Source organism: Pedobacter sp. AC212 (assembly GCF_979258625.1).
In genome coordinates this window covers 373,911-394,800 of the sequence record NZ_OZ409870.1, presented here as the reverse complement: position 1 = coordinate 394,800, position 20,890 = coordinate 373,911, and the positions used below count along the sequence as shown (strand labels likewise).

Annotated in this window: 18 protein-coding genes; 7 read left to right on the top strand and 11 right to left on the bottom strand. The window is 38.4% G+C overall.

Annotated elements, in window-relative coordinates:
- Positions 1-7: 7 nt before the first annotated feature.
- Entirely contained in the window at positions 8-2,503 is a 2,496-nt protein-coding gene (locus tag ACZZZC_RS01715) for a glycoside hydrolase family 9 protein (RefSeq protein WP_463486443.1), read from the bottom strand.
- Positions 2,504-2,613: 110 nt separating this feature from the next.
- Between ACZZZC_RS01715 and ACZZZC_RS01710 the strand changes: the two genes are divergently transcribed.
- The 5 genes from ACZZZC_RS01710 to ACZZZC_RS01690 all read left to right on the top strand — a co-directional run bounded on the left by ACZZZC_RS01710 (position 2,614) and on the right by ACZZZC_RS01690 (position 10,005).
- Complete coding sequence (locus ACZZZC_RS01710) at positions 2,614-3,240, top strand: TetR/AcrR family transcriptional regulator (protein ID WP_265797212.1); 627 nt, start codon at positions 2,614-2,616, stop codon at positions 3,238-3,240.
- A complete protein-coding gene (locus ACZZZC_RS01705; RefSeq protein ID WP_463486442.1) occupies positions 3,237-4,556 on the top strand; it encodes a TolC family protein in 1,320 nt (439 codons plus the stop codon). Before ACZZZC_RS01710 ends, ACZZZC_RS01705 begins: the two co-directional genes overlap by 4 nt.
- An 8-nt stretch (positions 4,557-4,564) precedes the next feature.
- A complete protein-coding gene (locus tag ACZZZC_RS01700) occupies positions 4,565-5,602 on the top strand; it encodes an HlyD family secretion protein (RefSeq protein ID WP_056850624.1) in 1,038 nt (345 codons plus the stop codon).
- A 7-nt stretch (positions 5,603-5,609) separates the two neighbouring features.
- On the top strand, positions 5,610-7,157 hold the full coding sequence (locus ACZZZC_RS01695; RefSeq protein ID WP_463484544.1) for a DHA2 family efflux MFS transporter permease subunit: 1,548 nt from the start codon (positions 5,610-5,612) through the stop codon (positions 7,155-7,157).
- A gap of 262 nt (positions 7,158-7,419) precedes the next feature.
- Positions 7,420-10,005 carry a phosphoenolpyruvate carboxylase gene (locus ACZZZC_RS01690; protein ID WP_463484543.1) on the top strand — a complete coding sequence of 862 codons (2,586 nt, stop codon included), beginning with the start codon at positions 7,420-7,422 and terminating at the stop codon, positions 10,003-10,005.
- Between the two features lie 387 nt (positions 10,006-10,392).
- On the opposite strand, the gene ACZZZC_RS01685 is transcribed toward ACZZZC_RS01690, so the two are convergent.
- The 5 genes from ACZZZC_RS01685 to ACZZZC_RS01665 form a co-directional block, all read right to left on the bottom strand.
- Positions 10,393-10,641 (bottom strand): DUF6952 family protein, encoded by a 249-nt coding sequence (locus tag ACZZZC_RS01685; RefSeq protein ID WP_010599336.1) that lies wholly within the window; start codon positions 10,639-10,641, stop codon positions 10,393-10,395.
- Positions 10,641-10,949 carry a thioredoxin family protein gene (locus tag ACZZZC_RS01680; RefSeq protein ID WP_010599335.1) on the bottom strand — a complete coding sequence of 103 codons (309 nt, stop codon included), beginning with the start codon at positions 10,947-10,949 and terminating at the stop codon, positions 10,641-10,643. The genes ACZZZC_RS01685 and ACZZZC_RS01680 overlap by 1 nt, the downstream gene beginning before the upstream one ends.
- 14 nt (positions 10,950-10,963) lie before the next feature.
- Complete coding sequence (locus tag ACZZZC_RS01675; protein ID WP_131563058.1) at positions 10,964-11,596, bottom strand: peroxiredoxin; 633 nt, start codon at positions 11,594-11,596, stop codon at positions 10,964-10,966.
- 252 nt (positions 11,597-11,848) lie between these two features.
- A complete protein-coding gene (locus ACZZZC_RS01670) occupies positions 11,849-14,233 on the bottom strand; it encodes a S9 family peptidase (RefSeq protein ID WP_463484542.1) in 2,385 nt (794 codons plus the stop codon).
- A gap of 248 nt (positions 14,234-14,481) precedes the next feature.
- On the bottom strand, positions 14,482-15,669 hold the full coding sequence (locus tag ACZZZC_RS01665) for a hypothetical protein (RefSeq protein WP_463484541.1): 1,188 nt from the start codon (positions 15,667-15,669) through the stop codon (positions 14,482-14,484).
- A gap of 146 nt (positions 15,670-15,815) precedes the next feature.
- Between ACZZZC_RS01665 and ACZZZC_RS01660 the strand changes: the two genes are divergently transcribed.
- Both ACZZZC_RS01660 and ACZZZC_RS01655 read left to right on the top strand, forming a co-directional pair.
- Positions 15,816-16,094 (top strand): hypothetical protein, encoded by a 279-nt coding sequence (locus ACZZZC_RS01660; protein ID WP_463486441.1) that lies wholly within the window; start codon positions 15,816-15,818, stop codon positions 16,092-16,094.
- A gap of 8 nt (positions 16,095-16,102) precedes the next feature.
- Positions 16,103-17,221 carry an aldehyde dehydrogenase family protein gene (locus tag ACZZZC_RS01655; RefSeq protein ID WP_463486440.1) on the top strand — a complete coding sequence of 373 codons (1,119 nt, stop codon included), beginning with the start codon at positions 16,103-16,105 and terminating at the stop codon, positions 17,219-17,221.
- A 47-nt stretch (positions 17,222-17,268) separates the two neighbouring features.
- On the opposite strand, the gene ygiD is transcribed toward ACZZZC_RS01655, so the two are convergent.
- From ygiD to ACZZZC_RS01630, 5 genes are all read right to left on the bottom strand, one after another.
- Positions 17,269-18,093 carry a 4,5-DOPA-extradiol-dioxygenase gene (gene ygiD, locus ACZZZC_RS01650; protein WP_463484539.1) on the bottom strand — a complete coding sequence of 275 codons (825 nt, stop codon included), beginning with the start codon at positions 18,091-18,093 and terminating at the stop codon, positions 17,269-17,271.
- A gap of 278 nt (positions 18,094-18,371) precedes the next feature.
- Positions 18,372-18,875, bottom strand: a complete 504-nt coding sequence (locus ACZZZC_RS01645) for a DUF3347 domain-containing protein (protein ID WP_463484538.1) — start codon at positions 18,873-18,875, stop codon at positions 18,372-18,374.
- Between the two features lie 83 nt (positions 18,876-18,958).
- Positions 18,959-19,774, bottom strand: coding sequence for a hypothetical protein (locus ACZZZC_RS01640; protein WP_463484537.1), 816 nt, complete (start codon positions 19,772-19,774; stop codon positions 18,959-18,961).
- Positions 19,775-20,311 (bottom strand): heavy-metal-associated domain-containing protein, encoded by a 537-nt coding sequence (locus tag ACZZZC_RS01635; protein WP_463484536.1) that lies wholly within the window; start codon positions 20,309-20,311, stop codon positions 19,775-19,777.
- Positions 20,312-20,439: 128 nt separating this feature from the next.
- Positions 20,440-20,844, bottom strand: a complete 405-nt coding sequence (locus tag ACZZZC_RS01630; protein WP_463484535.1) for an HYC_CC_PP family protein — start codon at positions 20,842-20,844, stop codon at positions 20,440-20,442.
- Positions 20,845-20,890: the final 46 nt, after the last annotated feature.

Below are 20,890 nucleotides of genomic sequence, written 5' to 3'. Positions count from 1 at the left end.
TTCATAATTAATTATCAATTCTACTTAACTGGTAGCCATCTTTTTTCAAATAGCGGATTAAGTCGGGCAGGCGGTCGTAAAACTTCTCCTTCCTTTTAGCATCAGTGCCGATGTGTAACAACAAATAAGATCCGTTTAATCCATTGGCTTTTTGTTCATTGAAGTTGGTAATGGATTTATAGATCTCGTCTGTTGTACGATAACTTGAGCCCATTTCAGGAAAGGTATAATCTGCATTGGATCGGGTTCCTGGAGTAAAGTTGATAAGCTGCAAGCCTTTTAAACGGGTCCAGCTGGTTATTTTTTCGTTGTACCATTCGTATGGAGGAAGAAAGTACGATGCATCCCGCTTCTTAATTCCAAAACTGGCCATGGCTGCATAATTTGCATCCAGATCTTCATCAAATTGTTTTTGGGTAACAAGTAGGCTGTCGCGATTTTTCCAATCGCAATAAAGCAGATGTTTATCTGAATGCGCTCCCAGGTAATGCCCGGCCGACTTTAATCTTTTTATCAGTGATTTAAACCTTGGGTTTCTATAAAAATTTCCGGTCAGAAAGAAAGATGCTTTTACATTTTCATCTTTTAGTGTTTGGAGTATTTTCTCTCCGCCATCAGCAAATTCATCACCTGTAAAAACGAGCGAAACCTTTTTCAAAGTCGAATCTCCACGAATATTTGCACCTAAGCTGTAGGTTTTTTTGCTGGCTGTTTTCGCCTGAGTTTCTTTTGCCGCCAGCAAGTAAATTAACGAAGCCGTACCATCCATGGTGGGTTCATTGGTGCTGTAATCACCATAATCATCGTGGTAAACAGCCAGATCACTTTGAAATTCGGCGTATTCATCAGCCTCTGATAATTTGATGCCAATTAAACTATTGTAGATGTTGGTGTAAACCGGGCCATCAACTAAACCTCCGTCGATAGGATAATTTTTTAAATGGGTAAACGCCGAATGTGGGTCGGCAGGGGTATCACCCCAGTTGGGCAAACCATAAACCATGCTTGTTCCCCATGGATTACAACCGAAAATCCAATCGAAGTTAGCTTGCTCCAGTGCGTTAAACTGATTATCTCCTGTTAGTTCTTCATACCATTTACATTGCATGGCAAAGGCCACGGTTAAATTGTTGCTACACCAGATAAAAGGGACGCCCCGATAAAAGGCATTTGTTTTTGCCCGAGCCCAAACTTGCTCGATTCCTTCCTTATAATAGCTTTCAATTTTCTTTCTTTCCGCTCCGGTGAGTTGTTTCGCAAGTTCATAATGACCGAGGTTGATGAAGGGATAATATTGATAATGTGCTGCGGTATCTTTAGCTAACCAAGGTGTTACTTTTTCCTGGTCTGCGTAAGCTAAGGCCGACTTAGATGCTTTTGAATCTGTCTTTGCGAAGCCAACTGAAGCCATAGCCAGTTCCATATCATCAACCCAATTGTCTTCCGCATAAATATAGGGCGATTTAACAGATGCAGTTTGTGTAACGCCCGGTTTTTGCAATGCGAAACTCAGTGCAGAGTTTCCCTTTCTGTCAAGCAGAACCGAATATTTCTGATCGGTACTCTTGAATAACTTTGCGCCTAAATTAAAAGCACTGGCAAACTTTGCTGCGGTAGAACTTGTTCCCGTTGTGGCATTCAAAAATTTGCCACGTTGCTGCGGTTCACCGTTGATGAAATATAACGGTCGTTCGAAGCCCTTGCCATATTGGCTATCTTCTTTCGGAATTCTCATCGAAATATGGTCACGATCATCAGCCAACTGGTTAAACATCACTTTTTTCTTTGGATGCATTTTCAACAGCCAATCCAATCCCCATTTTGCCTCGTCCAAAACATCGGCCTTTCCATTTTTTCCATCCAAACCGTTTGCCTGTTTTTCATCGGTAAAAACAGCAGGAAAATCCCGATAGGCCATGAGTAAATGATATGTAGCATTGGCAGAAGTGGTGGAATATTGGAGGTAATCACTCGCATCATGCCAGCCGCCAGAAGCATCGAAATGGGTACTATCATTTATTCCAGCTTTAGCGCCGTATAACGAAAAACCATCATGGGTATGGCAACTATCTTTTAAATAGGGGTTAAAACCACTCCTTTGCTGGCGCATGTAACGAAGACAAAAATCGGCCGCACCCTTATAAACATCATCATTAATAATAACCAGCGGCGATAAAATGCCATCGGCCTTGATGTAAAACCGCCCTGATTTATTGAAGCCAGAAAAATTAATTCGTGCCGTTTGTTTGAAAGGACCATAGGCGCCAAATGGTTTAACGTTGAGCGAGGTGTAAACAACCTTTTTAGTTTTTTCATCTATCAACTCAAACAAGGCAGGAGTTTGATCGGATTTACTAGCCCAAACCGCCACCTTTGATCCGTTTACCGGATAGCCGAGCAGGTTAATCCTGATCCAGCTTTGCTCCGGATTTTTATCCCGAAAGGAGAATAATGAAAGAATACATAAGAGCACTAACATTAATAGAGAAGCCTTTTTCATCATAGCAAAATTTTTCTAGCCTTAAAATTAGGCTTTTATCAAGATAATGTAAAAGAAGTAGTATTTCATTTGGAAGTTAATCAAACGATTGATTAATTTTGTGCTATCAAAAGATGAAGACAGAAAAAGTAGATAAAAAACAAGCCATTCTGGATGCAGCCGAAAAACTGTTTTGCGAAACAGGATATGAGGGCACGTCAACCAGGCAGATTTCAAAGGAATCTGGAGCCAACATGGCAATGATCAATTATTATTTCGGGTCGAAAGAAGGAGTTTTTATAGAAATAATGAATAATCGCATTGAGGGTTTCGCCTCTCAATTAAAGATTATTAATGAAGATAAAATATCGTCCTTAGAAAAATTGCACAAAGTGATTGAAGGTTATGCAAACAGAATATTTTCGAACATAGCATTTCACAAAATGATGCATAGAGAGCTTTCCCTTACCCAACGGCCAGATATGTATGATAAGATTAAAAATGCGATGAGTAGAAACATGTCGCTCCTTGATAGGATTATTATAGATGGAATTGAGGATGGAAGTTTCGGCAATGTTGATGTAAGGATGATTATTGCAACTATTATGGGAACCTTGACAAACGTTGTTATTGCACCACATAAAATTTCTAACGATAAAGCCATCGACTTATCTAACCCGAAAGAGAACAAAATTATTAAAGAGCGAGTAGTCGCCCATTTGCAAAACCTTGTAACAGTTTATTTAACATCAAAAAAATGATACCCAAATCGATTAGATTAATGCTTGCGGCATCATTAATTCCTGCAGCCTTATTTGCTCAAAGCTCAAAGGAGTTAACCATCAATCAAGCTATTGAACTTGGCATTGCCAATAGTAAAAACCTAAAACTTTCCCAAAACAAAATAGACCAGGCGATAGCGCAATTGGAAGTGGTAAAAGACAATGTTCTTCCTACGGCCAATGCCAGCTTTATGTATAACCATGCCGAAATACCAACGCATACTTTTAGTTTAGGCGAAGGTACGACTGCCTTTAATTTACCACGCAGAGCCGATGCGTTTGTAGGTACTGCAGCCGTACAGGAGCTGGTTTATGGAGGCGGAAAGTTAAAATACGCAAAAGAATCGACCAAGTTATTAGCCGATGTTGCCCGTTTGGATGCGGATAAAAGCAAAGAGGAGATCACTTATGCGGTAATTAACACTTACTATAACCTGTACAAAATTGAGCAAAGCAAAAAAGTGGTTCAGCAAAATTTAGAATCAATTGCTGCACAAATTAAACAGGCGCAACGGTTCTTTGAGCAGGGCATTGTGACTAAAAACGATGTATTGCGATTCCAGTTGCAACAGGCCAATGTAACGCTTACGCAAATGGACATAGAAAGCAATCGCAAGGTAATTAACTATAATCTCGATATTTTGTTAGGCTTGCCTGAAGATACCGAAGTTAAAATTGTAGATCCGTCAGCAGGTTTGAAAACAGCAAGTTCGCTGGCCGATTACATTAATCTGGCTATGGCAAATCGCCAGGAGTTGAAACAGCTTGATGTTCAGAATAAAGTTGCTGATTATAACATCAAAACCATTAAAGCCAATACTTTACCAACCGTTGGTGTAGGTGCTAATTTGTATTACATCAATCCAAGCGGAAGTTTTATCCCTCCGGTAAATCAATATTTGTTACCAGTAACTGTGGGCGCAACCGTTTCGTGGAATATTGGTAGCCTATGGACAAACAGAAATAAAGTGAGCGAAGCTAAAATTCAGCAGAGCGAAATTTCGATCCAGAAAGATATTTTATCGGACAATGTAAAAACAGACATTAATAAAAACTTTCAAAACTATCAGGTAGCAATGAACAAGATCCAGGTGTTGGAAACTTCTATTGCTCAGGCTACTGAAAATGACAAATTATTGGCCTCGAAATATAAAAATAATGTGGCTTCAGTTACGGATAGAATTGATGCTGAAACTTTATTATATCAGGCAAAAATAAATTTAGAAATAGCAAAAGCCGACGCTGGTTTGGCTTACTATACTTTACTAAAATCAACAGGAAAAATAACGCAATAAATACAGCAATGACAACTGAGAAGAAAAAAAAGAATTTAGTAGTACCTATTATTTTAGGTGTTTTACTAGTTATAGGTATCATATTTGGTATCAAAGAATGGACTTATTTTAGCAAACACGTAGATACCGACGATGCCCAAATAGACGGAGATATCAGTCCTGTTGTTGCCCGCGTTGGCGGTTATGTAAAGGATATCAATTTTGAAGAAAATACTCATGTTACAGAAGGGCAAATTCTGGTTAAACTTGATGATGCCGATTACAAAGTTAAATTAGAACAGGCACAAGCGGGACAGAAAGGTGCTAATGCAGGGGTAGGTGTGGCCCAATCGCAAATTATTGCAACACAAGCAAATACAAGTACTGCAAAAGCAAATGTTGATGCAGCGAAAGTGAAATTGAACTTAGCAAACAAAGATTTTGCCCGTTATGCAAATTTGGTAAAAGATGGTTCCATTACGCAACAGGCATTTGATCAGGCTAAAGCGACTCAAGAATCTGCTCAGGCAGCTTATCGTGCTGCGGTAGATCAATATCAGGCTGCGGTTAAACAGGTTGGAACTACTCAATCTCAATTAGCGGTAAGCAGCAATGTAATTAGTCAGCGCCAAAGCGATATCGATTTTGCAAAACTACAGCTATCATATACGGATATCAAAGCGCCTGCAAGCGGTATTGTATCTAAAAAGAATGTTCAAAAAGGACAGCTTATTCAGCCAGGGCAGTCGTTATTTGCTGTAGTAAACGATGGAAGTATTTATGTAACGGCAAACTTTAAAGAAACGCAGTTGGAGAAAATCAAAACAGGATCAAAAGTTGAGATTGAGGTAGATGCTTATCCAGAAGAGAAAATTGAAGGAGAGGTCTATAATTTTTCACCAATTACTGGCGCAAAAGGTTCGTTATTGCCTCCTGATAATGCTACGGGTAACTTCGTAAAAGTTGTTCAGCGTATTCCGGTAAAAATTAAAATTCATCCATCAAAAGAAATGTTAGCTAAACTACGCCCTGGAATGAGCGTTAAAGCTTCGGTTTCTACTAATTAATATCAAAATGGCCGAAGTAGGTTTAAAAAAATGGATTATCACATTTACAGTGATCACCGCTTCTTTACTGGAGCTGATTGATACGACCATTGTGAATGTGGCCATCCCACAAATACAGGGAAACCTGGGCGCTACCCTGGAGGATATCGCCTGGCTATCTACTGGTTATGCTGTTGCGAATGTAATCATACTGCCCATGTCGGGTTGGTTGGGAAGTCGTTTCGGGCGTAAAAATTATTTCTTAACCTCCATTATTGTTTTTACCCTCGTTTCATTTTTGTGCGGTAATGCCACATCATTAAATGAACTAATTTTATTTAGGATTTTACAGGGTGTAGCCGGGGGAGGTTTAATTTCAACCGCACAAGCTATTTTGATAGAAACCTGGCCACGTGAAGATGTGGGTATTGCAACTGCATTGTTTGGTTTAGGAGCTGTTGTTGGCCCAACCGTTGGCCCAACCATTGGTGGTTATATTTTGGAAATTGCTGATTGGCCTTGGATCTTCTATGTAAATATTCCCGTCGGGATACTCGCCGCCTACTGTACCTACACATTTATTCGAGAGACGCCGAAAGATGGACAGGGTAAACCAGTCGATTGGTGGGGAATAGCCTTACTGGCCATAGCGGTAGGTAGTTTACAAACCGTATTGGAAAAAGGCGAAAGTGAAGATTGGTTTTCTACTCCCTACATTACAGCATTAGCAGTAGTATCAGTTTTTGGATTATTATTATTCATCTGGCGAGAAACTGCCACCGATCACCCGATTGTAAACCTTCGGATTATGAAAAAGCGAAGTTTCTCCATCGGGATGTTCACCTCCTTTATTTTAGGATTTGGATTATATGGTTCCGTTTTCGTGTTCCCGGTTTTCGCCCAAAACTTGCTAGGATTTACCCCATTACAAACTGGAAAGCTTTTTATTGCAGGCGGTATTTGTACCATTGCTATGATGCCTTTTATTGGTATTATGCTTAAAAAGGGCGTACCAGCACAATTTATGGCAACAGGAGGAATGTTTTTATTCTTCGTTTTCTGCTGGATGTTGAGCAATTCTACCCTGGCATCAGGAACAGGAGATTTTTTCTGGCCACTGGTAATCAGAGGATTCGGAATGGCCCTGTTATTCGTTCCATTAACCACTCTGGCGATGCAGGATTTATCTGGTGCTGAAATTGGTCAGGGATCTGGTTTGAATAACATGAGCAGGCAATTGGGAGGATCATTTGGTATTGCGGCGTTAACAACATTAATCCACATTCGTTCTGGTTTCCATAGAAGTAGTTTACTTGCCAACATTAACGAGTATAACCCTGCATTTATTCAAAAATTGAATGCCCTAACGAGTGGTTTTATGGCCAAAGGTTCATCCTTTATTGATGCTAAACTGATGGCAATGAAAGCAATTGAAGGAACTGTTATTAAACAGACGATGTTGCTCACTTATAATGATGCTTATTGGGTTGCAGGATTAATTATGTTGTTCTCAATCCCTCTCTTATATCTGCAGAAATTTAAGAAAAACGCAAATATTGTTACCGATGCACACTAAAATTGGCAAACAATTGGCGTAAAAAATGTCAGAAAACAAAAACAGCCGGTGTATTTTATTACATCGGCTGTTTTAACCCAAAAAATTAACAATCAATGCAATGCCCTTAAACATTGCAAATGTTCTTACATAGCTACATAGTAGCCAAATAAGATTCTAAAATTAAAAATTATTCTATAATTATCCAAATTGTAAGCCCTAGAATTTTAATACCTTATGCATTTTTTGTAGTATTACCGTATACAAAACTATTGTTTAAGCTATGCCAAAACTTCGTTTAACAACACAACGAGAATCAATTTTTAATAATGAGGTTATCTCAAAATTCGAACTCTTTAATAGTCTGTTTTTAACCCTTCCATTTTATAAAATAAAGGATACCGGAACATTATTGCCCCTGTTTTTTAAGAGTTGCGAAGAAGGGATAGCAAACGGCCAGAAGCCAGCTCAAATTATCGAAGAGTTTTTTGCCAAGTTTACGAGTTATACAGATAGGAAAGACATTATCGATTTGCTATTCCGCTTTATTCAATACATAGAGCGCCAGGTTGTGCTTTTTGATGCTGTTGAAGATGCTTCATTTACGAAGTTAAACACTACAGATGAGCAGAGTACGCTCGCTTTCATTTTAAAAAAGAATGCGGATAATAAGCCCATGTTGGCTAAAATCGAAAACTTAATTGATGAGTTATCTCTCCGTTTGGTTTTAACGGCTCACCCCACTCAATTTTATCCTGGTAATGTTCTGGCCATTATTACTGATTTAACCAAAGCTATTCGTGATAACGATATCACGGCAATGAATTCTTTGTTGCAACAACTCGGTAAAACACCATTTTTTAATAAAAAATCGCCAACTCCGGTTGATGAAGCTTTAAATCTTGCCTGGTTTTTAGAGAATACCTTTTACTTCGCTGCGGCTAACATTCAGGAGGAAATCGACCAGAATTTAGACGAATATAATCTTGAAACGAAGAAGATTTTAGAGCTAGGGTTCTGGCCAGGCGGCGATAGAGATGGCAATCCAAACATCCATGCTGATACTACGCTGGAGGTTTCCAAGATGTTGCGACAAATCCTGTTCCGTTGTTACTATCGTGATTTTAGAGTAATTAAACGCCGCATTACCTTTAGAGGTGTAGAAGAAAATATTTCGAAATTGCATGATGTGCTTTATCAGAATGCTTTTGATCAAAGCTGCGAACTACATGATATTTCGGATGAGTTACGTGAAAATCTAAATAAAATTAAGGATACGCTTTTGCAAGAGCACGAAGGTTTATTTGTTGATTTAGTTAACGATTTAATCCGCAAAATTGATTTATACGGCAATTATCTTGCTTCATTAGACATTCGTCAGGACAGTCGCGTTTTGAGGAGTGTTCATGCTTACTGCCGTCAAAATAAACCAATATCATCTCTATACCCTGAAGATTATGATCAATTGTCAGAGGCCGAAAAACTAAAACTGATCTCTTTTAAAGAAGCCAAGCCTGTTTACGCTAGTGAAGGAGATGCTTTGATTGAAGATACCATTCAAACCATCAAAGAAATTAAGGGGATCCAGAGACGTAACGGAGAAAAAGCTTGCCATCGATTTATCATTAGTAATTGCCAGCAAGCAAGCGATATTTTACAATTGATTGAGCTTTTCCTTTGGAATGGCTGGAGCAAAGATAACCTAACCATTGATTTTGTGCCACTCTTTGAAACCGTTAACGATTTGAAAGGTGCTGCGGTAATTATGGATACGTTATATAGCAACCCGTTTTACAAAGCGCATTTGGCTAGCCGTGGAAATAAGCAAGACATTATGCTGGGCTACTCAGACAGTACCAAAGATGGTGGTTATTTAATGGCCAATTGGTCAATTTTCAATGGTAAAACCTCCCTGTCTGAGGTTTCTAAAAAACATAATATTCAGCTGGCATTCTTCGATGGTCGTGGTGGTCCGCCTTCTCGTGGTGGAGGTAAAACACACCGTTTCTATGCTTCAATGGGGAAAGAAATTGCCAATAAAAACATTCAGTTAACCGTTCAAGGCCAAACCATCAGTTCGCAATATGGTTCAATTGAAAGTGCAGAATTTAATATCGAACAATTAATCAATGCGGGCATTTCGTCTGGGTTAAAAGAGAAACACAATGTTTTGTTAGATCCTGAAAATAAAGCCTTGCTCGATGAAATGGCCGATGATGGATACAAGGCCTTCGTCGATCTACGTGAGCATCCACTTTTTGTGAGTTATCTAGAAAAACTTTCTCCTTTGAAACTACTTTCTCAGGCAAATATTAGCAGCCGACCAGTTAAAAGAAACGGTGGCGGGGAAATGAAACTCGAAGATTTGAGAGCGATTAGTTTTGTTACCGCCTGGAGTATGCTGAAGCAAAATGTTCCCGGTTTTTACGGAATGGGAACGGCTATGAAGAACCAGGAGAAAGCGGGCAATTGGAGCAAAGTAGTTAAGGTTTATGAAGATTCTGACTATTTAAAAACCATCGTGGATAACTGCATGATGAGCATGAGCAAGTCAGACTTCGTGATTACGGCTCATTTGGCCAATGATAAAACTTTTGGCGCTTTTTGGACTCAGCTACATGATGAATTTGAATTAACTAAAGAGATGCTTTTAAAACTATCAGGGCAAGAAACTTTAATGGCAAACTACCCGGTAGATAAAAAATCAATCGCTACCCGCGAGAAGATCATTTTACCACTAGTTTTAATTCAACATTTTGCTTTAGAGAAACTGCAGCATGATCAAAATGAAAAGGATCAAACAGCTTTGGAAAAATTAGCGGTTAGAACGGTTTTCGGTATTGTAAATGCAGGCAGGAATTTGGCTTAAGGGATTTTGTAAACCTCGTAGATTTTGAAGCAAATTTGCTTAACATATAAGGCATTTAAGGAAATATAAGTTTTAGTTAGCAAGGTCTGTGTCTTTCACAGACCTTTTTTTTGCACTTGTCATTCTGAACGCAGTGAAGAATCTATACCCAAGGTCTGTGTCCTCACAGAACTTTTTTAGGCGTTAATTAAAACGGTCGTCACACTGAATTTATTTTAGGGTCTTAATGACAAGGCAGCCAAGTAGGAAAGATGCTGATCCCGAATGTTCGGGACAGCATGACGGAGTAGGCGAAGAAAATCAAGCAAGGACGTGGTGCCTGAAAAACAAAAAACCCTTTGCGAAAACACAAAGGGTTTGATATTTTAAAGAGCCTGATTAAGAAAACTATCTATCAATCGAGCCCATTACTTTCTGACCGAAAGCGTTAAGTGCATCTTTTTCAGCCGCACCTTCGCTTACCATCTGGTGTACTTCAAGCGCACCACAAATATTGGTAATCATTTCGCCAGCAACATCAACTTCGTGCTCGCTAACCCCTCTAAACTCACAGAAAGCCTCTAAAACTTCTAAAGTTGTTTCCAATTGAGCAGGAGTGGTGTTTTGAAATAATTGTCTTATAACCGGAATTTTCATTATTTAATCTTGTTAAAAAGTTCAATTAAACCTTCCGCTTTGTTGGTTTGCACCTGATCTACCAAATTACCGCCTTCGAAAGCTGCAAAAGTTGGTAAATTATCAACGTTTGCAAATTTGCGTGAATTTGGAAGTTTTTCGGCATCAACAATTAAGAAAGCTACGTCTTCATTTTCAGCAGCCAGTTTTTTAAACTTCGGTTTCATGATTCTGCAGTTACCGCACCATGATGCAGCGTACTGAACCATAACTTTAGAGTTATCGGCCAAATACTGTTGAAGATTATCTTCTGTTAATTCTAAAAACATAACGTTTTATTTAATTAGTTAGCAGCTAAATATTCAGCAACGCCGGTTCTGTTTGCGTTCATTGCTTCTTTTCCTTCTTCCCAGTTTGCAGGACAAACTTCACCGTGTTTTTGAACGTGAGTGTATGCATCAATTAAACGCAAATATTCTTTCACGTTTCTGCCTAGCGGCATGTCGTTAACACTTTCGTGGAAAACTTTACCAGTTTCATCAATTAAGTAAGTTGCTCTGAAAGAAACATTTGAACCAGAGAATGATTCATTTCCTTCTTCATCGTAGTTAACTTCTTGATCTAAAATATCTAAAATTCCAGATAATTGTCTGTGTGTATCAGCTAAAATCGGGTAAGTAACACCTTCAATTCCGCCATTATCTTTTGGAGTGTTTAACCATGCGAAGTGAACTTCGTTAGTATCGCAAGATGCACCGATAACAATTGTATTTCTTTGTTCAAACTCAGGTAAAGCAGCTTGAAAAGCATGTAATTCTGTAGGGCAAACAAAAGTAAAATCTTTTGGATACCAGAACAATAACACTTTGCTATTCTTATTTACAGCCTCTTCAAATACATTGATTTTCAAGTCATCACCCATGTCTGACATTGCATCAATACTAACACTCGGAAATTTTTTACCTACTATTGCCATAATTTTTGTCTTTAATTTTATAGCGCAAAGGTACGGCGAAAACAAGTCCAAATCAACCCAGATCTGGTATTTGTTAATTGTATTTATTGATGGCGATATAGTCAAAAACTATAATGATTAAAATATATATAAATTTTGAATATCTGGCTTCAATGTGTCGTCATTGCGAGGCACGAAGCAGTCTTAAAGCGCTGGATTAATAGCGATTGTTGTAGGATTGCTTCGTGCCTCGCAATGACGTGGCGCTTAAAATTATTTCTTCAATGTATTTTCATACAATTTGAATATCCTTTTATATTCATCCGTCCAGCTGCTTGGCTCTATGAAGCCGTGGTCTTCAACTGGATAAACAGCCAGTTCCCAATTGTGTTTTCCAAGTTCGATAAAGCGCTGTGTAATCCTAACAATATCCTGAAAATGAACATTCACATCAACCATTCCATGTGCCATTAATAAATTGCCTTTCAATTTATCAGCAAAGTAAATTGGCGAGCTTTGTTTGTAGGCAATCGGGTCATTAAAAGGTTCGTTTAAAATATTGGAAGTGTAGCCATGATTGTAATGTGCCCAATCGGTAACCGAACGCAAAGCTGCACCGCTGGCAAAAACGTCCGGTTCATTAAACATCGCCATTAGCGTAATAAAGCCTCCGTAAGAACCACCATATAAACCCACATGTTTAGGATTAACACCATAATTTTCTACCAAAAACTTAACACCATCAACCTGGTCTGTTAAATCTTTTCCACCCATGTGGCGGTAAATGCCTGTTCTGTGATCGCGACCGTAACCCGAACTTGCAGTGTAATCTATGTCGATTACCGTGTAACCGTTGTCGGCCAGCAAATTGTTGAACATAAACTCCCTAAAATAGGTACTCCAACCGAAGTGTACATTTTGTAGATAACCAGCTCCATGAACGAAAACGACTGCGGGATGGTTTGGATGCGGCTTATCAGATTTATAAACTCTTGCGTAAACATCAGCACCGTAGCGGTTTTTGAACGAAACCATATCGGGTTCACGCCATTTATAAGAATTAAATTCCTTTGTGGCAGACTCAGTAACTTTTGCTGCTTTAGCCCCAATTTTGTTCGGTTGAATATATAGCTCACCTGGTTTGTTTAGATAAGAATAATTGATGGCAAGATACTTTTCGTCAGGCGAGAGTGTGATGTCATTCAAGCCTTTCATGGTTGTAATTTGAACCAGCTCACCACCATTTACACCAATGCTAAAGAAATTTGTAATACCTGGATGTTCCTTGTTCGCTTTAAGATAGAAGTTTCGTTTGTCTTTCGCTAACTGAACCGACTGAACTTCCCATTTACCAGAGGTGAGTTGCTTTTTAGCGCCGGTTGAAATATCCGCAACATAAAGGTGTGAATAACCGGTCGCCTCACTTTGATAATAAAAATGGTTGTTATCTATCCAACCCGTGCTTCCTTGAAAAAAACCGCTAATGCCGGGGCCACCAATCCAAGCCTCATCATGCTGACGATCTATTGAATTAAATTTGCCTGTCGAAGCATCTAAGTTTAAAATCCAGCGGTCCTTATTGTCGGTAGAAGTTGCTACCATAATTGCAGCACTTCCATTCTCATTCCACAACGGACCGAAAAAGTTAACCAACCTGTCAGCATTTTTCTTTTTTAACGAATCCAGTAGCTTTGGATATTCCTTATAAAAATCAGGAATATCTTTAATACCTGGAATATTAGAAGTTTGAATCGCATACACCGAATCCCTTTGCGTATCGTAAATAAATCCTTGAGATACACTTTCGTTTTCACCAACTTTGGTTCTGCCGGGAATATCTTCTGTATAGCCAGATGCTGTTACATAATTTGGTACGACGGTGTTATGGTTATTTTGAGCCAGAGACGTTAATTTGTAGGTTACAAAACGGCCATTAGGGCTAATGACGACATTGTTTAAAAACCGATCATCAGTGTAAAGCGGTTTTAAAGATTTTGTATCGCCAGATTGTGCTCCGAAGCGACTTCTACCTCCACGACCAGTACCCCGAGTTTCTGCATTTCTTTTTTTAATGATATCGAACAACTCTGTTTGCTGTGCCTTTAGCCAGCCATCTTGTTCGGTAGCAGGCTTGGAACTTGTTTTTCCAGGAGCTTTACCCTTTACGAAATTGGTTATTTGCTTAGTTTCAGCTGTAGCCCGATTAAGCTGAAATAAATTCTCACCTAATTGGTAAACTACATCTCCATTGCTTAAAAAAACAGGGCTACTTTCCCTCTCCAGCGTATTGGTTAACCGAGTTTCTTTCTTTGTTTTTAAATTTTGAAGATAAATATCACCGCTCTTTTCTACCAAACCTAACGATTTATCTTTGTTGTGAACATAATTTAAGCTGAGCAATTTTTCATCTTCCTGATCAACGGCTTTAATGGGCTTGGAATTCGAAGTTGATATTTTATATAATGCTTCTTTTGCTTTGTTTTCAGGATTCCAGTTAAAGTATAAAGTTTTGCTATCTGCCGTCCAGCGGAAATTTGTAGGCGAACTTCCCATCCATTTTGGGTCTCGCATAATTTTTTCTACCGTTAATGGACCAATTTGTTGTGCGAAAGTGTACCCGCTTGAGCAGAGCAATAGGAAAAGTATATATTTCTTCATGAATTTTTGTTTGGATGGCGCAATTTAGAGAATGCTCGAATTAAAGTGGTAAGGAAATGGAAATGTTACAACCTCACCCTGTTAAAGTTTTTGCTTTGCCTTCTATTGTGCGCTCCCTCTCCTGAAAGAGAGGGATTTTTTTGATGTGAGTAAAGTCGATGGGTTTAAAACACAAACGAAGTTTCCCTTTCTTTCAGGAGAGGGATGCAGTGCCTAGGCTACAGCTACAAACTTTCACAGGGTGAGGCTTATCGAATCACTCGCCCTGTTCTATCCACATTAATCAAATCAAAAGGCTTTAAAAATTCGTTGATGATTACTGAAAACTCCCGTCGTGTTAAAACCTTTTTCAGATCGTATTTTGAAGAAAACTTATAAGTCTTGTTCCACTTCTTCTCAATTTCAGTTCTGGTGGCATCAACCGCTTTATTCCCAACATAACAGACCATTGAAATGGTATTATCCAGATCGATTGGAATATTTTGATGATCATCAAACCAAATTTGAGCTTTGTAATAATAATCTTTTAGGGGTTGCTTTATTTCATCGTAAGTAACTGCTTTTTCAGGTTGAAAATAAACCTTTCCCTTTTCTATATCCGCTTTTAAAATTCCGGTAATGCCCACTTTTTGGATTGCCAGCCAATTTGAATCAACAATTTTAACATCATCAAAAGGCATTAACGATAATTTGTAAGATAGTAATTCACCTTGAATTCTTTTTAAGTTTGATAAGCTGGTTTTGGTTTTGTAAAATGCGGCATACGCTGCGGTGGCACCAGCTGCCTGTCCGATTTCAAAATTATCAGGTTTGATGTATAAAATGTTTTCTTGGTTTGGAATCAGCAAATTATAAAGTGAAAGATAATTAGATGTTCCGTTTATGCCAGCAATTGTTGTACGATATAAGTTTTCAGCATAATTAATAGTATTTGCTTCTGCTGGTTTTAAAGCTTCTATTTTCAAAGCTGGAAGGATCTTTTCCACCTGGTCAGTTACAACCAATACCTTTGCTTTAATACTTTTTTCTTTGGTTAATTTCGCTTCCCAACCACTTCCAGAACGTTTAATATCATAGTATGGCGTGTTGTTAATGATATCAAGAAGTTTTGAGCTATCAGCCCAATTTTTGATTACTGCGTTTACAATTTGGGTGGTCATTTCGGGTAACGAAACACTATCGGCAAGTTTTAAGGATTTTCTGGCTCTCTTTTCGAAGGCCCTCACAACGCCATTTGGAGATAAATTTTTAAAACCGCTTAAGTTGAAACCATCACGCTGTGTTAAAACAATTGCATTTACACCCGACTCCGTAGCTTGAACGCCTGCGGCAAAAGCAGCATTCGAATTACCTAAAATAAGCACATCTGTTTTAATGGTTTGAGCACGAATAATTAAGGGAATTAAAAATGCAAAGGCAAAAAACAACTTCTTCATTGGTGGTGTCTAAAATTAATTGCAATATGCTTTAAATGAATGAATTTTTAATGAAATGAATTGATTTTAACTAAATTTAGCTAACTACTCAAGCGATGTCAGTCTGAGTTTATCGAAGACTTATGATGTCTTTCGACAAGCTCAAGATGACAATACAGAATATGGAAGAAAAAATAAAATCAGTTTTCGATTTACAACAGCGGCACAAATTCGACCTGCGTAAAGCCAACGCTAAAACAAGAATTGCTAAGTTGAAAATACTTAAGCAAGCTTTAGAAAATGCTGAGGAAGAAATCTATCTGGCATTGGAAAAGGATTTACGTAAAAGTAGATTTGAGACTGCCGTAACCGAACTGTTTTTTACTTATTCCGAAATAGACCACGCCGTTAAGAAACTTGCAAATTGGATGAAACCAAATCGGTAAGTAAAACGTTGAGTAATCTCTTTGCAAGCAACAAAATTTACTATGAACCCAAAGGTGTTTGTTTAATAATTGCGCCATGGAATTATCCTTTGCAACTAATCATGAGTCCGCTGATTTCGGCAATCGCCGCCGGTAATTGTGTGATTTTAAAACCATCAGAGTTAAGCTCAAATACAGCAGCAGTTATTGGAAGAATAATTTCCTCAACTTTTGATGAAAGGGAAGTAGCCTGTTTTGAGGGAGACGCCGATGTATCTACGATTCTACTCAAACTCCCGTTCGACCATATATTTTTTACCGGAAGCACCGCTATTGGAAAGGCAGTAATGGAAGCCGCAGCTAAAAACTTAACATCGGTTACCTTAGAACTGGGTGGTAAATCTCCTGCTATAATTGATGATACTTGCAATTTAAAAAAGGCTGCAGAAAAAATTGCATGGGGCAAGCTGGTTAATACCGGGCAGACTTGTATTGCGCCTGATTACGTTTTAATTGATGAGAAACTAGAAACAGCGTTTGTTGAGCATTACAAAGCGGCGGCTCAAGCTATGTTTTTTGTAGATGGAGAAATCAATAAAACGGTTTTTGGAAAAATCATTAATGAAAAGCAATTTAATAGATTAGGCGAACTGATCGAAACCGCCCAGAAAGACGGCGCTAAACTGGCTTGGGGAGGGGAGACTGATGAAAGTACTCAAACGATAAACCCGACAGTTTTAACTGCTGTAAATTTGGAAAACACCATTATGAAGGAAGAAATTTTCGGTCCAATTTTACCCATTGTTACCTACAAAAATTTGCAGCAAGCCATTGATGTTGTTAATGCCAAAGATAAACCACTGGCACTTTACATCTTTTCTGATAACGCAGGCAACCAACACAAAATTATCAATGAAACAACATCAGGGGGAACTTGTGTAAATGATGTATTGATTCATATTAGCAACCCGAATTTGCCTTTTGGAGGTGTAAACAGTAGCGGAGTCGGAAGTTGTCATGGCATTTTTGGCTTCAAAAACTTTTCACACGAAAGGGCAGTGGTTTTTCAATCGAAATTTGGAATGACTAACATGATTTATCCGCCGTATAAAATGGGATTGTTGAAATGGTTAAAAAGACTGATGTAGACTAGGACTTTACATGCGGATGCTTTCCATTTCAACATCACAGGGGTTTATCCCACTAAAACAGAGGTCATGGTTAATGAACCACCAACCGCTTTATCGTTAAAGAAAGACACCTCTTCTTTATCATGTTTCAATCCTAAATTATAGATCAATGGTAGATAATGCTCTGGCGTAGGAATAGCCAACATGGCATCGGTGCCTAAGTTTCTGTAATTGATGAGTGGTTGGTGATCGCCATTTGCGATAAGATTTTTGAATTTGTCATTCATCTCATTTGCCCAATCGTATCCGCCGCCATTAATCATTTCCCAACTTATCATGCGGAGATTATGCACCATGTTTCCGCTGCCGATCACCAAAACGCCCTTCTTGCGTAGCGCATAAATTTCTTTAGCGATTTCATAATGTTGCTCTGGAGATTTTGTATAATCGATACTCAACTGAAGAACAGGAATGTTGGCTTCGGGATACATGTGTTTTACAACGGTCCAGGTGCCATGGTCCAAACCCCAATCGTGGTCTAAGCCAATAGGTGTAGAATGAACTAAAGTTGGAATTTCAGTAGCCAGTTTAGCATCGCCAGGTGCAGGATATTGAACATCGAAAAGTGCTTGCGGAAATCCCCCAAAATCATGAATGGTTGAAGGAAAATCCATCGCGGTAACAAAAGTTCCATGGGTATACCAATGTGCAGAAACCACCAATACCGCTTTTGGTACCGGAATATTTTTTGCCAAATCTGCCCAACTTTGGCTAAACTCATTGTTTTCAATGCCGTTCATCGGCGAGCCATGTCCAATAAAAATCGTTGGCATTAAATCGGTTTGTGGCAAACGTTGGGTAAAGCTTCTAAATTGTGATAATGTTGACATGATGTTTAAATTATCTTTAAAGTTACTTTATTCCATCTTCCTACAGCTTGATGTATGTTAGGAAAAAAAGTTAGCTAACGATTTTCATTTGATACAGCAACCGAGGTCGCAGACAATGAAAACAAAGGCGCCTGACAAGCTACTGTGGTTTATGGTGGCCGAACGGTCTAAGCGAGAGATAAAAATTCCTATTTAAAAAGTAAAAGCCGGGCTTTTTGAGCTCGGCTTTTACTGCGTATTGCAAACGGTGCACATCATGTTTACGATATGCAGTTTCACTAGTTTGATTTTATCGTTTCAGAAACATCGCCACACTCAAACATCATGCTTCCATAATACGGGTTTTCGATGCTTTCTTTTTCATTTAACCAGCTTGCTTTCGCCATTGGGCAGTGTTGAACGTAAACCGTAGTATTGTTAAATTTGATGTTACGTACGGTTTTAATCATCGCTGAAGAAATTCCTTCAAAAGATTTTCTTTGTGCTTTGATATCTTTTCCTGCAGCCAATTCAGTTGCTTTTGCTTTAATTATTTTTGCCTGTTCCATCCACATTGTGTGTTGTGCGGCTGGCAAATCTTTGTGGGGTATAGCCTCTACTTTTGCTGATAATGCTTTCACTTTTTCGGCTGCTACATCTTTCTTATCAGTTGCTAAAGCATTCTTCACATCATAATAAGCTGTTAATACCTGGTTAAAAGCAGCATCAGTTTTACTTTGTGCGAAAGTTAATTTCGTTATTGCAATGGCAATAATAGCCATCATGATCATTATTTTTTTCATCTTGAGTATATTGTTTTGTTTTCGCTGAAGCTTGTATAATCAACATATTAATTTTAGTTGCATACTTCACGTTCAACTTTAATTTATTTTAAAGCATTAAAAAAGTTAAATTCTGCTCTCAGCAGATACATGTTTTTGGTATATCTATTGGCCATATTTCCTGTCGCCTGAAACCGGTAGCCCAAATCGATCCTGGTTGTGCTATTCAAAATAACCTGAAAGGCAGGGGCTAAATCCAAATACGATTCGCCTGAGTTTGGATCTGTTTTTCCCAATATTTCAAAATACAAATTAAAATTAGGTTGCTTATAGTCTTTGTATACGAAAGGCAAAACCAGATATCCGGAGGATAAACTGTAAGAAAGCATCTGATCAGGTTGTGGCGTATTCAATCTGAGCACCTTGTCGTTTTTTTCAAAAGCATTTGAATAACCTAATGTTGCTGAAATGGCCAGTTTATGCAACAGCTGAGTAAATATTAATCCCGCTTGCCAACCACTATTATCCCCTTCTAAATTAATATCCCTGCTAAATCCCGGCCTTTTGCTTGTACTTATTCTACCAAACGCAGCAGCCCTGAAATGACTTTGGCTTTCATCAATTGATAAAAAACGATATTTCGCATATAGACTTCCACCCTCCACACGAAAACGACCGTCGAAATCTGACAGAAAACCTTGCGCATGCATCATCAGGTTTTTGTTGAAACCAAACATGACTTCTGGAATAGTTCTGCTCACAAAACCAGGATTATTAAACATGCCCTCATTGGTAATACGAACACCAATAGATTTGGTGGGCATGTTGCTTGCTGGCTCAGTGAAAACGTACAACTCCTGACTAAAAGCCATACCAGCAGCGCCAATCAAGATCAGCGCCGTTAAAAACATCCTTCTCATTTAAGAAAGAACCAGGTGATAGACACGCATTTTTTTACCGTTTACAACAGCAGTTCCGTTTGCATACGCATCAGAATTTACGGTAGCCGATTGTTTTTTAAATGCAGAACCAGAAATGAAATTCTTATCAATAACCGAGGCTTTTACCGTTCCGTTTAAAGTTTTGTTTTTGGCGTTTACAAAACGATAAACGTTGCCATCAACAATTGCCTGACCTTTATCATCTACTTTTACCTGATTAAAAGTGAAATCGGCGGTTAAACCACCAACCGAAAAGCCAGCATCCTGTACTTTTTTGCGCACCATATCTAAGTTGATATCAGCGCCTTTCTTGAAATTTAAAACAAAGATGTTTTTGTTTAAATCTGGTTTAACAGAGTTGATGAAACCCAAAGTTTCTAAAGATTTTTGAGTAGCGTTCGAACACATTGAACAGGTTAAACCAGTTACCTGTAAATCGGCTGTTGATATTTGTTGTGCCGAAACCTGTGCGGCGAAGAATAGCATAATAATGCTGAATAATTTTATTGTTTTCATGATTTTTGGAATTAGAATATTTAATTACTCGTCATTTCGACTGAGTGATTCACGATGGAGAAATCTAATTAATACAGATCTCTCATTCCGTTACACTTCTTTCGAGGTAACAGACATGAAGAATAATCCTAATTCCTGAAAATGCAATTGAAAACATGCAAGGCAACCCCTAAAGAAAGTGGAGGTGCTTTATTGCTGATTTTGCTAAAATATGCGGGGGTAATATTTGAAAGAAATTCTAAAACTGGCGGGTGTAGAAACAGTTGAATAGAAAATAACTTTGGCATTTGTGTTTGTGCCTCAGTTTGGTGACTGTCCTTAACTTTAACGGTTACCTGCGTGTTTTTACAACAGCCATCATCCTTAATTTTTTCAGCAGGAATATCTGCACAAAACTTACAAGAAATTTCGTTGCTAAACAACTTAACATTCTCTAGTTTGCCGCCGCAAAAATGCAAACTTAAAGCCAAACCCATAACACTAACCGCATACAATACGGCCAAAGAAAGTGCTATTTTTTGTTTCAACTTCATTTGTACAAAGATATGGCAAAAAAAATTGAATAATGACACTCATTAT